General features: G+C 55.3%; 11 protein-coding genes. 5 read left to right on the top strand and 6 right to left on the bottom strand.

Annotation, left to right across the window (positions count from 1 at the left end; translation table 11 throughout):
* The 3 genes from RMSM_RS41415 to RMSM_RS28635 all read left to right on the top strand — a co-directional run.
* Positions 1–3,247 (top strand): hypothetical protein (locus tag RMSM_RS41415; RefSeq protein WP_040769866.1); only part of this gene is annotated, 3,247 nt, incomplete at its 5' end.
* A gap of 229 nt (positions 3,248–3,476) precedes the next feature.
* Entirely contained in the window at positions 3,477–4,328 is an 852-nt protein-coding gene (locus tag RMSM_RS28640; RefSeq protein WP_008705511.1) for a sugar phosphate isomerase/epimerase family protein, read from the top strand.
* 442 nt (positions 4,329–4,770) lie between these two features.
* Positions 4,771–6,912: an Ig-like domain-containing protein gene (locus RMSM_RS28635; RefSeq protein WP_236622342.1), complete on the top strand. Its 2,142-nt coding sequence runs from the start codon at positions 4,771–4,773 to the stop codon at positions 6,910–6,912.
* 99 nt (positions 6,913–7,011) lie between these two features.
* On the opposite strand, the gene RMSM_RS28630 is transcribed toward RMSM_RS28635, so the two are convergent.
* From RMSM_RS28630 to tpx, 5 genes are all read right to left on the bottom strand, one after another.
* Positions 7,012–7,449 carry a hypothetical protein gene (locus tag RMSM_RS28630; RefSeq protein WP_008705506.1) on the bottom strand — a complete coding sequence of 146 codons (438 nt, stop codon included), beginning with the start codon at positions 7,447–7,449 and terminating at the stop codon, positions 7,012–7,014.
* A 416-nt stretch (positions 7,450–7,865) separates the two neighbouring features.
* Positions 7,866–8,672 (bottom strand): hypothetical protein, encoded by an 807-nt coding sequence (locus RMSM_RS28620; RefSeq protein WP_008705502.1) that lies wholly within the window; start codon positions 8,670–8,672, stop codon positions 7,866–7,868.
* 210 nt (positions 8,673–8,882) lie between these two features.
* Complete coding sequence (locus RMSM_RS28615) at positions 8,883–9,392, bottom strand: hypothetical protein (protein WP_008705500.1); 510 nt, start codon at positions 9,390–9,392, stop codon at positions 8,883–8,885.
* Positions 9,393–9,605: 213 nt separating this feature from the next.
* Positions 9,606–10,508 carry an oxygen-dependent tRNA uridine(34) hydroxylase TrhO gene (trhO, locus tag RMSM_RS28610; RefSeq protein ID WP_040769848.1) on the bottom strand — a complete coding sequence of 301 codons (903 nt, stop codon included), beginning with the start codon at positions 10,506–10,508 and terminating at the stop codon, positions 9,606–9,608.
* A gap of 26 nt (positions 10,509–10,534) precedes the next feature.
* Positions 10,535–11,050, bottom strand: a complete 516-nt coding sequence (tpx, locus tag RMSM_RS28605; protein WP_040769846.1) for a thiol peroxidase — start codon at positions 11,048–11,050, stop codon at positions 10,535–10,537.
* A gap of 380 nt (positions 11,051–11,430) precedes the next feature.
* On the opposite strand from tpx, the gene RMSM_RS28600 reads away from it, so the two are divergent.
* Both RMSM_RS28600 and RMSM_RS40230 read left to right on the top strand, forming a co-directional pair.
* Positions 11,431–13,536 carry a hypothetical protein gene (locus RMSM_RS28600; protein WP_390173579.1) on the top strand — a complete coding sequence of 702 codons (2,106 nt, stop codon included), beginning with the start codon at positions 11,431–11,433 and terminating at the stop codon, positions 13,534–13,536.
* A gap of 68 nt (positions 13,537–13,604) precedes the next feature.
* Positions 13,605–14,039, top strand: a complete 435-nt coding sequence (locus tag RMSM_RS40230) for a hypothetical protein (RefSeq protein WP_144058039.1) — start codon at positions 13,605–13,607, stop codon at positions 14,037–14,039.
* On the opposite strand, the gene RMSM_RS28590 is transcribed toward RMSM_RS40230, so the two are convergent.
* The coding region (locus tag RMSM_RS28590; RefSeq protein WP_236622341.1) for a M48 family metalloprotease at positions 13,940–14,611 on the bottom strand (672 nt) is incomplete at its 5' end. The two genes, RMSM_RS40230 and RMSM_RS28590, sit on opposite strands and share 100 nt — an antisense overlap.

The raw sequence follows: 14,611 nt of genomic DNA, 5'->3' as shown, positions 1-14,611 counted from the left end.
CAGCCGGCTTCGTGAGCCGAGCGACATGGAACCGTCGGAACTGCTGGCCGAAGCCGCGACGGTTTTAGCGGGCACGATCCTAATGGCATCAGGGATCAGCGGATGGGGGCCAGGTGCCTACACCAGCGACATTACGCTGACATCACTGATGAAGCCGATTGCTTCCTATCGGGACGCATTTTACGAAGACCGACTGCACCAATTGCAGGGCAAACACGCCGAACGCTTGGCGCGGGAACAACAACTGCGTCGCCAACCGTTCGGAGCCGCCCGCCAACATCTCAATGCGGCACTTGCCGAGCGGCGTGCTGTTCAGGTTCAACATGTGCAACTGGCGCGGATGTATGCCCGCATGGGGTACCCTGATGCGGCCAAACGGCAATCCGATACGGTGCCGGCGGCATCGGCAAGAATGTTTTGCCGGATCGACTGCGACATGACACTGGGGCTCCGTGCGCTGCGTGCCGGACGAATCGATGACGCACTGCGTGTGCCAGCGGAATCGTTCGATTTGCTTCGCCGCGCGATTGAATGTGGCGCGGTCATCGACCCTTGGGACATCCTCGGGTTCGGGGGCAACTTTAGTTTGTACCCCAGTCCCGAATGCAGCGTTCATGACGCCCGAGTCGATGACCTACTGTTCATGATCGAACAGATGTTTAGTTACATGGCCCGGGTTTGGAGCGAAGCTGCGGCACAGAACAACCAAGCCGCCTATGACGAGATGGAAAGGCGTTATCGCGAGATGGCCGAGTGGTGGCGTCAATTCGCTGCGCACACGATCGATTCCATCGAAGCCACCGATCCGCTGGAATCTTACGAATCGGCAAAGCTTGTCGCGCGAGCCCTGCGGCTGTGGCACGAAGGGGGCGCCGAGGCCGGCAACATCGCTTTCTGGGCACCCCATGCCGAACTATTTGACTCACCCCGCGCCTATGCGCTGGTGATCTCGGCACTACTAGACCGCGACGATTTCACGCCCGCCATGGCGCTGCTGGTGCACTGGCTGAACAACGCCGATCGCGTCGGCCTGCGACTCGGTGGCAGCTCGCTACCGCGACTCGCCGAACGTTGGTTGCTGCGATTGCGATTTTCGCTCGAAGGCGAAGGCGAAGCCTACGTGCAGCCTGCGCTGAAACAAGCCGCAGGAAACGACACGGCCAAAATCTGGCCCATGGTACGCAAGTTCTTTGACTACCTCGAAGCCAATGCCGAATCATTCTGGTCCGCCCCGCAATTCAATCTCGATCAATCGCCCGGCAGCTCGAAGAACCGCGACTGGGATCGCGAGCTGCTGCAAATCGAAGAAGGCGATGAAGACGACTCGGGGCTGTATGACGCCGCGTACGAAGACATGTCCTATCGCGACACGACCGACGATGGCAACGAAGGGGCGATCTACGAATACGGCGACGACGGCAGCCGTGATGAGCTCGAAGCGGAATCCAAACGGCTGACCGAACACCTCAGCTTCATGCAGTCGTTGGCTCGCATGTGGGCTGTTGCCGCCGACGTCGCCGTGATGGACGAAGACGAAAACGATTTGCCCGACCGCGTCCAGTCGCTCGAAGCCTGGGGTGCTCGGGCTCGCGAGAATCGTATCGGGCTGCTCGAATTGCTCGATGCTGTGCGTCGTTACAAAATCACCTCAGGCGGCAGCGACAAAGAGTCGATGCGGAACTATGACCGCCATCGTGTGCTGCGTGACTCGTTGATGGAACGGATCATCGGAACCGCGGTTGAAATGTCCGATTCGCGGCGTTTGGTTTGCGGAGCGCTGCTGGCTCATCCCACGACCAGCTGGGATTCGATCGACCCCGACGACGAGATGGTCGAAGACGACGTGAAGAGCGTCAAAATGTTCGCCGCCCTTATCGCCGGCGATACCGAAGCGGTCCGCAAGCAGTTCCCATCCTTCTTGGCGGCACTGCGAGACAAGAACCTGCTGTACATCCCGCTCTCACGCGGTGGCGATCCCGTAAAGATCTATGTCGCACGATTGCGTCAACGCGTGCTGCGACATCTGATGCTTTGGTTGCCTCGGCGTGGTTTGATCGCCGAAGCGTGTCAGTTGATTGAAACAGCGCGCGAGATGGAGCAACTCAATCCGATCGGCGTCGGCGCGGTCACCGAATTTGACGGACTGTTCCAAGTGGGATTCCGCGCCCTGGTCGCTTCGATTGTCGAATCCGTACGCATCAACTGCGAAGCCAATCAGGACGAACCGGTCGACGAAAAAGCGATTGCCGATGACCTGATTCCGCTGCTGGAACGACTGACCGAAACACTGCTTGGCAGTTGGCTGGCCCACAGCCAAACCCTACGCCTTTCGCCGCTGGAAACCGTCACCGACCCGAAGAAGTGGGCACAGCTCGTTGAGTTCATCAAAGAGTATGGCGACCCCATCTTTACCCAAATGTTCCTGCAACTTGGCAACGTCCGTGCGATCCTGCATCAAGGCGTCGGTGTTTGGTTAGAACGCGTGCTCGAAGAAGGGGACGACCAATTTTGTGACACCAAGCTATTCAGGGACATTGAGTCGGGTGCACTGAAGATCTCACGCGCCGAACGACCGATTGCACTGGTGTATGAGGCACTGATTGATCATCACGCCGAGTACCTGGATTACAACAGCACGACGACGCAAAGCGATCGTGGCGACCTAGTCTATATGTTCTTGGACTTCCTGCGACTGCGAGTTCGTTACGAACGCATCGCGTGGAACTTGAAACCAGTGATGTGGGCCCACGAGGTACTCGTGCGAAGCGGACTCGAAGCAGCGTCGGTACTATGGCGGCGCAGTCTCAGCGAACGCATCGATTCCGAAGCCGAGATCTACGTCACCAAGCTTCGTCAGATGCAGAAAGATTACGCGATGCGAATGCCAACGGTTGCCGACCGCATCCTGGAACGTTTTGTGCAACCGATGACGATCGACCGGATGCGTGCGTTGGTGGGGCCCGCGATGCGTGATGCAGAAAACAATCAACCAAGCCGATCGTTCGAATTGCTCGAAGAAGAATCGGAAATCTTGACGCGGCATCCCACCGGTGTCGGACTCGATGTTCCCGCTTGGCTGGATGCGCTAGAAGAAGAAGTTGAACAGCTAGCAAAGCGACGAATCAGTAGCGAGATCGACCCCCAATCGTTAATCACGATTCCAGTCACTCCGCTGAGCGTCAGCGAGCTGAATGACCAATTAACGCTGGCACGCAGCCAGGGACGTCGCTTGCCACACATGCAATAGACTAACGCCTAGTACGCATAGAACTTTTCTTTTCTTTCCTTTTCCTTTTCGATGCAAGCTTGCGAGAATTTCCCGACGAAATTTTCTTCTGCAAACTATGCGGATAAACGAACTTTACAAAAGTGGCCGAGCTATCCATACTGCGACCCGCACGTGATGGACGCAGGGCACTCTGTAAACATTCGTCCGGATTATTTCGTTCGAAAAACTCACTGAGAACCAAATCGGAATGGACCACTTTTCGACAAGCAAAGACACACGGATGAACATGCTTGCCATTAGCCAGTTATCCACACTGCGATGGAGTTTTTCAGAAGACGTTCACGCGTACACATCACGCGGCTTCACGGGAATCGGAGTCTATCGTCCGAAACTCGAAGACTTTGGTCTTGACCGAACGATTGAATTGCTTGCCGAAGCCAGCATGTCCGTCACTTCGCTATCATGGGTCGGTGGCTTTACCGGCAGCGATGGACGCGCCACCGATGATGCGATTGCCGATGCGATCCACGCGGTCCGCGACGCAGCCAATCTAAAAGCCGACACCTTGATCGTGCTTGCCGGCGGCCAGAACAATCACATCCGCAATCATGCCCGACGCACCCTTTGTGACGCATTGCACGAGATCGCGATTGTGGCGGAAGAATTTGGTGTTCGCTTATCACTCGAACCATTCCATCCTGGGTGTGGCGACGAATGGTCATTCGTTAACGATTTGCAATCGACCCTCGACATCATCGAAACCGTCGGCAGCCCCAACCTGGGTTTGGTACTGGACACGTATCATGTCGGCATGGACGAAGAGGTGGTGCGTTGGCTGCCCGACGTCGTGCCCCACTTGCATCTGGTTCAACTCGGTGACGCCCGTCATTCACCGCTGGGTGAAATGAACCGCTGTCTGTTAGGCGAAGGTTGCGTTCCGCTGCGCACGATCCTGGAAACGCTTCGCGAGCATCGCTACGCAGGCCCGTTGGAAGTCGAATTGATCGGCGAAGATGTCGAGACTCATTCATACGACGAGATCCTCGATCACGCCCGCAACTTCTTTGACCGCATGCCCGGACTCGTCGGCCACAAATAAGCCGTGCGGCACAGTCAAGAGTCAATAGAGTATCGGCATGTATAGTGCCCGCTGTACGGGTCGCGCCCTGACGACACAAACCACAGCGACGGCAACTGCAATCGATATCAGCGGTTTGTGGCAGTGACAAATTAGCAATGTCCACCGCCACGATAGCCGCAATCTCCTGCATCTCAGCATCTCTGCTAAGCCCGATAGAAGGATCCCGTTGCGATGCCAAGACAATCAGCGCGCAGATGCAATTCTCGGGTCGCCCTGTGCATGACGCGCAGAAAATTTGACTCCAGGGTTTACAGCTCTTAAACTTCGCCTCCCTGGTTTCGTTTTCTTCGACGCGCACGTGCTGCGTTGGCTCCCCAAAACTTGAGAACCTTCCATGCTGAAATTGCCAACCCGTTCCCGATCCATCGCCACCCGATCCAGTCAACGGAATCGTCGACGATTGCTTTTGGAAAAGTGTGAAGCGCGAGAGCTTTTAGCCGGAGATATTTGGAGCCAACGGGGCGGCGATTCGGGGCATTCCAGCTACGTCGACACGGCAGTCAATCCGACCTCGATTGCGGAAGCTTGGTTTGCGGAGCTTAATTACAGCCAGAGCGGGACGGGATCGTGGCGTGAACGGGGAGTCGCGATTGACGAATCGCACGTTTATCGAACGGCACTCGAAGGCTATGCGCCGTCGGGCACGTACCATGTCATCGCATACGATCTGCAAACAGGCGAAGAAGTGTGGCACAAAACACTCACCGGTGGAGCGTTCGAAGGTGTAAGTGAACCTTCGCTGCGTGACGGCGTCGTCTATGTCAATCGGGCTGGCCATTCCGGGATATCGGGAGGAACCTCTAGTGATCTTCCCCGACTGTATGGATTCGATTCCGACACGGGTAATCTTGTTTTGCAGCAAACCTACGCGGCGCAGTGGGGCTCGGGTGAACGCCCCGTGATTGATGACGACCAGCTCTTTGTCGAAGACGGCTACTATGGCGGGATCAGTGCTTACCAAGCATCAACACTGAGCGAACAGTGGTTTGTCGGACGCTCCGCGGCGTACAGCCAGCCGCTATCAGCCGTCAATGATCAATTTGTTTTCGCCTTTGGAACCGAAGTTTACAACCGTTACACCGGCGAACGTCTCGCTAACATGGTTCATCCCGTCAACAGCGGAACAATGACCTCGCCCATTGTCGCAGAGTCGGGTGATGTGCTGTACACGACTGCAGGCGTGGCACTGTTTGATGGGGACACGCGTGAGCACTTGTGGACAGCGTCCTCTTCGAGCGGAGTTAATTTTAAGGCGATCGGGGGTGGACGAGTGGCGTTCACCAGCGGCCGGGAACTGCAAATTCTCGACCAAACCGATGGCTCGCTGCTGCAAAGTTGGCAGAGTCCCTCAAATCTCGGAGAAGTGCTACTGACCGACACTCACGTGCTTGTTATTTCATTGAATTACTCGACCGCCACAGTGCATGCCATCGACATCGAGTCGGGTGACGAAGTATGGAACTACTCTCAGGTTTCCCCCGGTGGATCCGCGTTGTTAGAAATGGCGTTTAGCCAAGGCCGGTTGGTCTTAAGTGATCGCACGGGTGTGCGAACGTTTGCTGTGAGTGACCTGGATTTACCGCCTATCGCCAGCGACGACGAAGCGATCACCGACGAGGACCAAGCGGTGACGATCAACGTCCTTGCCAATGACAGCGATCCCGAGGGAGGCCCATTGAGCATTGTGACAACCAGTGACCCTGAAAACGGCAGTGTGGCGATCAACTCGGCCGACGGTACCGTCACCTATACTCCCCTACCCAACTTTTGGGGAAGCGACGCATTTACTTACACAATCGAAGACGCCGGAGGAATGCAAACGATAGCAACGGTTTCGCTGCTTATCGAAGAAATCAATGATGCCCCGGTAGCAGCGGACGCATTTTTCTCACTGCCAGAGAATTCGTCAAATGGAACGACGGTTGGCTCCATCGAAGCGTCGGACATTGATGGCGACGCACTCAACTTTGCGTTACAGGACAGCATGCAGTCCGCGTTTAAGATCGATCCAGAATCGGGCGAAATCTCCGTCCGCGATGCGGCGTTACTCGACTACGAGACGACGCCCACCTTCGACCTCGTCGTTGTCATTTCCGACGGCAGGGGAGAGGAAATCAACGCCCCGGTTCAGGTGGATTTGACCAATCAACTCGAGGTCGAAATCGACATATTGCCTGGCGATCCCAGTAATCAAGTGAACCTAAAACGGAAAAAGATTGAGGTTGCCATTCTTGCCAATTCCGACCTCGATCCGCTTACGATGCTCGACTTTGGCTCATTGCGGCTTCAATCCTCTGAATCCGGTTCCGCGGCAAGGGTCCCAAGCCACCGCAAGCATGGCTTTAAGTACGAGACTCGCGATGTCAACGGTGATGGAAAACTCGATGTGGTTATCCAGTTTCAGAGCTCTGACACGGGACTCTCTAGCGATGACACATCGCTGTTGTTGAGCGGTAGCTTGCTGCCGGAATATGGCGGAGAATCGTTTTCCGTCGAGCAAGACATCAGCGTTTCTCAATCGCGACGCAAAGGCAAGCGGTAAGCGATGACCACGCGGCGGCGAATGCAAAAAATCCACATCGGCGTTGGGGCTAGTGCCCAAACGGCCAACATGACAGCGGCAGAAGCCTGCCTCACCTTTTTAGTGATTCGCCGCTTCGCCGTTCGCCTGGGTTGCTTGCGGATCCCAAAGCGGGATGCGGCGGTCTTCGGACAAGAATTCGCGATTCACTCGCTCGGGATCCTGCTGGGACCATGTCTCACGCATCGATGACGACGTCACCATTTTGCGGACTCCGTCATCATGCCAAACGCATTCGTAGAGCGTCGGGTTCCAACGTCGCGTGGGCAACTGAGACGGCTTCTTCACCAAACGCCATGCGCGAACATGGAACCGCTTCTCCTGCGTTGACCAATCATAGAAGATCAGCTGCTGAAACACCTCACGTCCATTCTCATCGACAAAGTGGTTCAGCTCGATCATATCGACCCGCTCAGTCAAACTCGATGGACTTTGTTCTGCCGCGCCCGAAACGGCGGTGGCAACGATAAAGGTGGCAATGGACCAAAATGTAGACATCGCGATTCTCCTCTATTTTGAAATCACAACATTGGCGTTAGCGAATCCTACCAACGCATGTAAAGAGTGATACCGAGGCAAGAAAAATCGGGGGGCGATCGTGCCCTCAACCCGATCGGCGGCAATTTTGACCGCCGCTGCCAGAATGAATTTTTTCGAAATGCTCGACAAATCACGAGACAGATGGCATCCGTGGCCCCCAATATCCAGAGCGTTTTTTGGCCATCCGATGCCGCATGCTGCCACCGGATCACGCGGCAAATGACCGTAACAAAGCGGCAAACCGCAAAAAAAAACATGCGCCTTCGGAGACGACGATGCCTGATTTTTTGAGAGTGAAGCCGAACTCGTGAAGCCGAACTCGTGCTGCCGAACTCGTGCTGCCGAAAGCGTGACGAAAGCCTGGGCGACCTGCGCTACGTAGAACCCAACGTTTGCAGCCCTGACAAAACGGTATCCGATCCGGCTTCGCCATCAGCCGCGTCCACCGTTTCCTGCTCGACGGGTGTTTCGTCGGTCGGATTCTCTTCATTTGGCGTATCGGTTCGGACGCGAAGCCGGACGCGGTCGTCCTCGAATTCGATCTGCTCAAACCGGCTTAACCACTTTGCGGTCTCGGGGTTTTCATATAGATCTTTGGCCAAATTTTCGCCAGCCATTGCATCCACGATGGTTTGCGGAACCTCGCTCCCTTTGACTTCGGCGCCAATCAACTTGATCACAACCAAGCCTTCTTCGAGTGACACATCGAAGTGGGCTTTGGCATTGAAATAGCGTCCCTCGCCGCCAGGCAACATGTCCGTCGGAACACTGACATCCCCCACCACTTGCCCCTCGACAATTTCAATATGCAGCTTGCCGCGTAACGATTCATCGCGACTGATCAACGCATTGATGTCGCGGGCAGTTAACACCAACTCTTTGTATTGAATTTCAGGCTCAGGAACCTCGAGAGACTGCTTGAAGGTTTCAATTTCCGCTTCGAGTTCTTTGTACTGCTCGGGTGCGTATTCCACAGTAGGCAGTTCAACGGGAGCCGTCGCCGTAAACTTTTCGACCTGCCCCATGTAGAGCCAGTAGGCTCCTGCGGCCACGCAACCGACCGCGGCAGTGAAGAAAAAGAATCCCGCTAGACATCCATAAAACCAGCACCCTTTTGGATTCGAGGATGCGGTGGATTCCGCGGCTTGCAAAGCGTGATCATCACGAAGCGAATTCGACATGGAACCTTGGGCCGAGGCGGTGTGTGCAGGAAAGGGAGAAAGTCCAGGGGAACTCGAAGGGTTCCCCTGATTCACGACTCACCAAGCTTGGCACGGAACCCAGCTGCGTTCCGCTGCCTCATTCACTGTACTCAAATTCCCAGTACTAAAGGTCTCTGTGAGCGAGACCCGTGTGCCCATCCAGTGCGATTGCAGCCAAGGGCAGCGGCGCTAGCCAACGCACCACATTTCCTGGAACCATTGAACTCGCACGGCGCGAGTGGCCGTGTACTTGCCATTGGCGGGATCGAACTTGTTGTTTGCCAGAAAGCTAACGAAAGCGTCATGAGGCACTTCGGCGTGCTGTGCGACGACATCGACCGTTTCACTTTCGGGTTTCCAGTCGTACAGCAACTTATTGTCACGTTCGAACCATTGGTCCAAGTACTCGGCGTTGCTGCCGCTAGTGACGACAAAATCACATTGTTTCTTGCACAAGAAGCACAGCAACTTCGCCGACAATTCGCGTGCTTGCACGGTATTTTTGTTGCAAGCGTTCGCGGCGATGTTCCAAATGCTGACAAAGCCATCTTCATCGATATCCGCAGGCGCCGCCTTGATATCGGACAACGATAGGAGCGGGGCCTCAGGGGCCGCCGATTCGGTTGCTGCTGCATCCACACCAGCTTGACCTTCGATCGCAGTATCCTCGGCCTTGTTGTCTGTTTCCGTATCCGCCATCTAAATTCCTCAGTAGTATCAATCTAAATCATGCAATCGTTCAGGTATGTCCGTATTGTAACATACTGAACCTAAAAAACGCATCCGTGATTTAACGACGAACCGCAGCACGTGAATCAGCCAAAATCAGTGGCAACAAGATTATCACGCCCCAGCGATCACTAAATCCATTGCGTGGGTCTAATCCCCACCTTTAGAAAGCCGCAAAAAGGACTAACTTTTTTGCTTTGCTTGTTCGACTTGTCGCTGCCGTTCGGCGAAACGACGCTTTTGTTCGTCGCTAATTTTATCAACACATTGGGGGCAATGAATCCCAGGCTGGTAATCGGGATGCTGTTGTGCATCGCGATCGACTGGCCAACCGCAGGCAAAACACAACACATGATCACTCACCTTCAACCCATGCCCCACCGCCACGCGTTCATCAAAAACGAAACATTCTCCGTTCCAGCGTGATTCTTCCTTGGGGACCTGCTCGAGGTATTTCAAGATGCCTCCGCGAAGATGATACACCTCTTTAAAACCTCGCTGTTTCAACAGAGCGGTCGACTTTTCGCAGCGAATCCCGCCCGTGCAAAACATTGCCACTTTGGTGTGTTTTTCTGGATCGAGATGATTCTCTACGTATTCAGGAAACTCGCGAAACGTGTGCGTATCTGGATGGGTTGCTCCTTCGAAGGTGCCAATCGCCACTTCGTAATCGTTGCGGGTGTCGATCAAGACCACCTCAGGGTCGCTGATCAAATCGTTCCAACGCTCGGGGTCGACATAGGTGCCCACCGAGTCGTTGGGATCGATTCCGTCGACGCCAAGCGTGACAATTTCTTTTTTCAGCCGAACACGCGAACGTTTAAAAGGGATCTCGTCACAGTACGATTCTTTTACTTCAAGATCGACCAATCGGGGGTCCTCGCGAAGCATCGACAACAATGCATCGATTCCTTCACGTGATCCCGCCACGGTCCCATTGATCCCCTCGGTCGCCAACAGCAACGTGCCCCGCACCTTGCACGCCGTCATCTCGGCAAGCACGCGAGGTTGTAGCTCGACGTAATCCGGAAGCGACACGAACCGATACAGCGCGGCAACGACTACCGCAGGGGATTTGTCAGCCATCTTGTTCACTCACACCGCGATGTGGATTAAACCAGCATGCGAAGTGCAGCAAGTGCCGCACTGTAATCGGGCTCTTGCGTTACTTCGGAAACGATTTCCTTGTAAGCAACTTTGCCTTCGGCATCCAACACGATCACGGCGCGAGTCAGCAACTTAAGTTCTTCGATGGTCAAACCGTAGTCCGCACCGAAGGAGTGAGTTTGGTAATCGCTGGCGGTTCGCATTTTGACGTCTTCTGCACCACAGAAACGCGCTTGGGCGAAAGGCAGATCGCGGCTGACGGTGACGGCGTTGATTTTGTCGCCGAGGGCTCCGAGTTCTTCATTGAACCGCTTGGTCTGCGTCGCACAGGTGGGTGTATCCAAGCTAGGCACGACACTGATGATCGCAGGTTTTCCCTTCAGATCGTCGAGCGTCAAAGTTTGAATTCCGTTTTCGGCGTAGTGCAGCGAAAACGCAGGTGCAGCAACTCCCACGGCCAAATCGTCGCCTTCCAAAGTCATTGGATTGCCCTTGAAAGTAATCACTCCTGAACGTCCCATATCGAAATCCTTGCGTAAACGGTCTATAAACTAGTCAAGACAAAATTATGATGTCGATTCGGCGAATCGTGAATAGGGTGCATTTTGGCTTGGAATTCAGTTGCCCCCAAGACAAACGCCTCTTGCCGCAGATATTCGGCAAGGGATGGACGAGTTTTCGCTTAGAAAACGCTCCCTTCGCTGCTTGCAAATTCGCTCTCAATTCAAGTTTGACTTTTCGCCGATTTGGCTCTACTAGGACAAAAGTGTTGGCTGATCTGATGTCTCGTTCTCGCGATTTCCGTGCTGATCGCCGTATTGACTCCCGTTCGCAATCCAATTGGCAATGCGATGGCGAACCGCGAATCCAGCTGCCGCGGTGCTGCGGCCTGGTCGTCCGCATGCTCGGTTTGTTAAGCATCGCATTGGGGGCGGCCTGCAATCCAGGGTCAAACGTCGCGGCGGCGGACTCGAAATATGCTCACAGCGATTCAAACGCCCGCTACATTCACCATATTGATCTGTACGATATCAACAATCGCAAGATCACTCCGGAATCGGACCAGCCCTATTCGCCGCTGAACACCTGCGGCCGCTGTCACGACTATGACACGATTGCGCATGGCTGGCATTTTAATGCCTTTATGAACGATTCGGTCGATGGTCGCCCAGGGGAACCTTGGATTTGGACCGATGCGCGTACCGGTACGCAGCTGCCCTTGTCGTACCGCGATTGGAAAGGATCGTTTGATCCTGCGGAACTTGGGATCAGCCGCTGGGAAATGACGCATCAATTTGGCAGCCGACTTGCCGGTGGTGGTGTGGCAGTCGCTCCTGAAGACGTCCCCGATCCAAAAACGGCGACGGAGTCTGATTCCGAGGCCGACCCCGGCGACGCGGAAGCGAGTCAGGCAGCTAAGGATCAGGCAAATGCGGGTCCGGCAAAACCTAACCGTTGGCGGCTGAGCGGTTCGATCGAAGTCGATTGCATGGTTTGTCACGCCAGCAGCGGTGTGTACGACTTCAACACGCGACGCGAACAAATCGAAGATGAAAACTTTGCTTGGGCGGCGACCGCGGCGTTGCGATTGGGAACCGTCAAGGGAAGTGTTTCGCGAATCAAAGATGACGCGGACCCCAGCGACGAGTCGACGCAGCAAAAACTTCCCAAAGTCACGTACGACGCCCGCAAATTTGAACTTGATGGCACCGTATTCATGGACGTGATCCGTGAACCGCATAACAACGCATGTTTTCAATGCCACAGTCAACGCACGGTAACCGAAGCGGGAATCGAACATCGCTGGATGCACGACGAAGACGTTCACCTGCGCGCGGGAATGCAATGTGTTGACTGCCACCGCAATGGCATCGAACACCATACCGTTCGTGGTTTTGAGGGCGAGCAGAATCCGGCATCAACGCTGAACCCGACCTCCACATCGACACTCACTTGCAGCGGATGCCACTTGGGCGACGAACAAAACTCGTCAACGATCGCGGCGCGTCCCGGCCGACTGGGAGCACCGTATCCGCATCACCATGGGCTGCCGCCGTTGCATTTCGACAAATTGTCGTGCACCGCGTGTCACGGCGGACCGGTCCCACGTGAAGAGGCGGTGCGGATCATGACTAGCTTGTCACATTCGCTGGGAACCAAAGAACATCGCACCGGATTTGAATTGCCCGCTATCGCAGGCCCGATCTACAGCAAGATGGAGGATGGAAAAATCTATCCCCAGCGAGCCATTTGGCCGGCTTATTGGGGGTCGCTCAGCGATGGCAAGATCCAACCGCTTGATCCAGCCAGCACGTATGATTTGACACGCCGATCGCTGCGAGTGCGTCGTGATTTCGTCGAAGAAATCATCGCACCGAAACTCGGCAGCTCGGACCGCAAAAAGATCTTAGGCGATGACCGCTACAGAGCCCCCGAAGAAGAATTGACCGACGAAGAGCGGGACAAATTGGCGACCGCCCAAAAAGAAGCCGGCACGGAATCGTTCAACGAAAAGGTTGCCGCGTCGCTGGAATCGCTCGAGAAAGAACTAAAGATCGAAACCGCCGTGTATGTTTCGAGCGGCTTTGTTTATCGCCGCGGTGAAGAGGAAAAAACGGTTGCTCAGGTTCCACGCGAAGAAATTCAAAACGCCGAGGCGATTGAGATGACGACGTGGCCGATCGCCCACAACGTTCGTCCTGCCGGATGGGCACTCGGCGTCGGTGGTTGTACCGAATGCCATCGCGAAGACAGCGTTATTTTTGCGTCGACGGTCCAATCGATTGGCCCCGGTCCCGATCAAGGCACTCGCGTCACGATGGCGTCACTGCAGGGACTCGACCCGAATCAATCGCTGGTTTGGAACCAACTGTTCGTGGGACGATCGTCGTTCAAGTACTTGATGGCAACCTCGATCTTGGTGCTGTGTTTGATTCTGTTGGTTGGCGTCGGAGCGATGGCTTCGCGGTTGGCGGGACATCATCGCCATCATCCTCCCGCCGCCTAATTGACCTACGACTTCCTGCTTCAACATCCGCCGACGACAGCTCCATCAGCACATCTCAATTTGAAACTATGATCAAACTCGCCACTCAATTTTGCTTGTTCATCATCGTGGTTTGCACGATTGTTCTTGCTGCAACGGCGCTGCCGGCGTTGTTGGGGGATCATCTCGAGGGCAAGACCTTGATCCTGCACATGATGGCCAGTGGCGGCGTGGTCACATTGCTGCCGATTCTGGCGATCCTGTTGCTTGGTCAAGCGATTGGGGTTCAGGGATCCAACGCGTTGCTGCAAGTCGGATTTTGGACATCGATTGTGACGGGACTGCTTTCAATCGCCAGCATCTTTGGATGCATGATGCCGATTACGTCCACCGCCACTATCCACACGCTGGTGCTGATCCACGGTTACACCGGGTTTGCGATGGTCCCGGCGGTCACGCTGCTGTTGTTTGGAATGATCCGTTGGCGACGCATGAATTCGATCCGGTCGACGACGCCGGGGTGAAGCCAGGTGGGTTTACGTGCAGCAGGATGGTCGGCGGTCACACGAATTAACGCACGGCTGAGTGTTTCGGCGGCGGCGGCGTAAGTCGACGGTACTGCCTCGACCGACGAGCCAATTTGTTCGGCGAGTTGGCAAGCCTGGACATCGGCGTCAAACTCAGTGCGGTAGGCCACCCAACGCAGCATCACCAACGTCAATGCAATCGCCATGACGCTGCCGGCGACCATCGCCCAACTGGCTTGGCCCGCGAAATGGGTCACCATCGCTCCGACTGCCCAGGCCGGCAAAATCGACGACATCCGTAGCGGCACGTGACGACGACGCAGATGAGCTGCTTCGTGCAATACCACCATCGCGACCTGTTCTCGCGGCAGTTCGTCAAGCAATCGATCCGATAACAACAACGTTCGAAGCGGGGGCACAAACCCCGTGATCAATGCGTTAAACGAGTTGCCTTCGGTTTGCCAACGGACCATTTTCGTGCGGTGAAGCCCAGCCGCAGACAACACGCTGGCCACCCAAATTTCCGTGTCGGCATCGAGCGCACAGGTTTTAAACAACCGCGATACCAA

Origin of the sequence: Rhodopirellula maiorica SM1, assembly GCF_000346295.1 — a bacterium.
Classification (GTDB): domain Bacteria; phylum Planctomycetota; class Planctomycetia; order Pirellulales; family Pirellulaceae; genus Novipirellula; species Novipirellula maiorica.
This window is presented reverse-complemented; position numbering and strand designations above follow the sequence as displayed.

Excerpts from the sequence above, each read along its gene's own strand:
- RMSM_RS28640 (WP_008705511.1), top strand. The coding sequence starts at position 3,477 with ATGGACCACTTTTCGACAAGCAAAGACACACGGATGAACATGCTTGCC.
- RMSM_RS28630 (WP_008705506.1), bottom strand. The coding sequence starts at position 7,449 with ATGTCTACATTTTGGTCCATTGCCACCTTTATCGTTGCCACCGCCGTT.
- RMSM_RS28620 (WP_008705502.1), bottom strand. The coding sequence starts at position 8,672 with ATGTCGAATTCGCTTCGTGATGATCACGCTTTGCAAGCCGCGGAATCC.
- RMSM_RS28615 (WP_008705500.1), bottom strand. The coding sequence starts at position 9,392 with ATGGCGGATACGGAAACAGACAACAAGGCCGAGGATACTGCGATCGAA.
- trhO (WP_040769848.1), bottom strand. The coding sequence starts at position 10,508 with ATGGCTGACAAATCCCCTGCGGTAGTCGTTGCCGCGCTGTATCGGTTC.
- tpx (WP_040769846.1), bottom strand. The coding sequence starts at position 11,050 with ATGGGACGTTCAGGAGTGATTACTTTCAAGGGCAATCCAATGACTTTG.
- RMSM_RS28600 (WP_390173579.1), top strand. The coding sequence starts at position 11,431 with ATGCTCGGTTTGTTAAGCATCGCATTGGGGGCGGCCTGCAATCCAGGG.
- RMSM_RS40230 (WP_144058039.1), top strand. The coding sequence starts at position 13,605 with ATGATCAAACTCGCCACTCAATTTTGCTTGTTCATCATCGTGGTTTGC.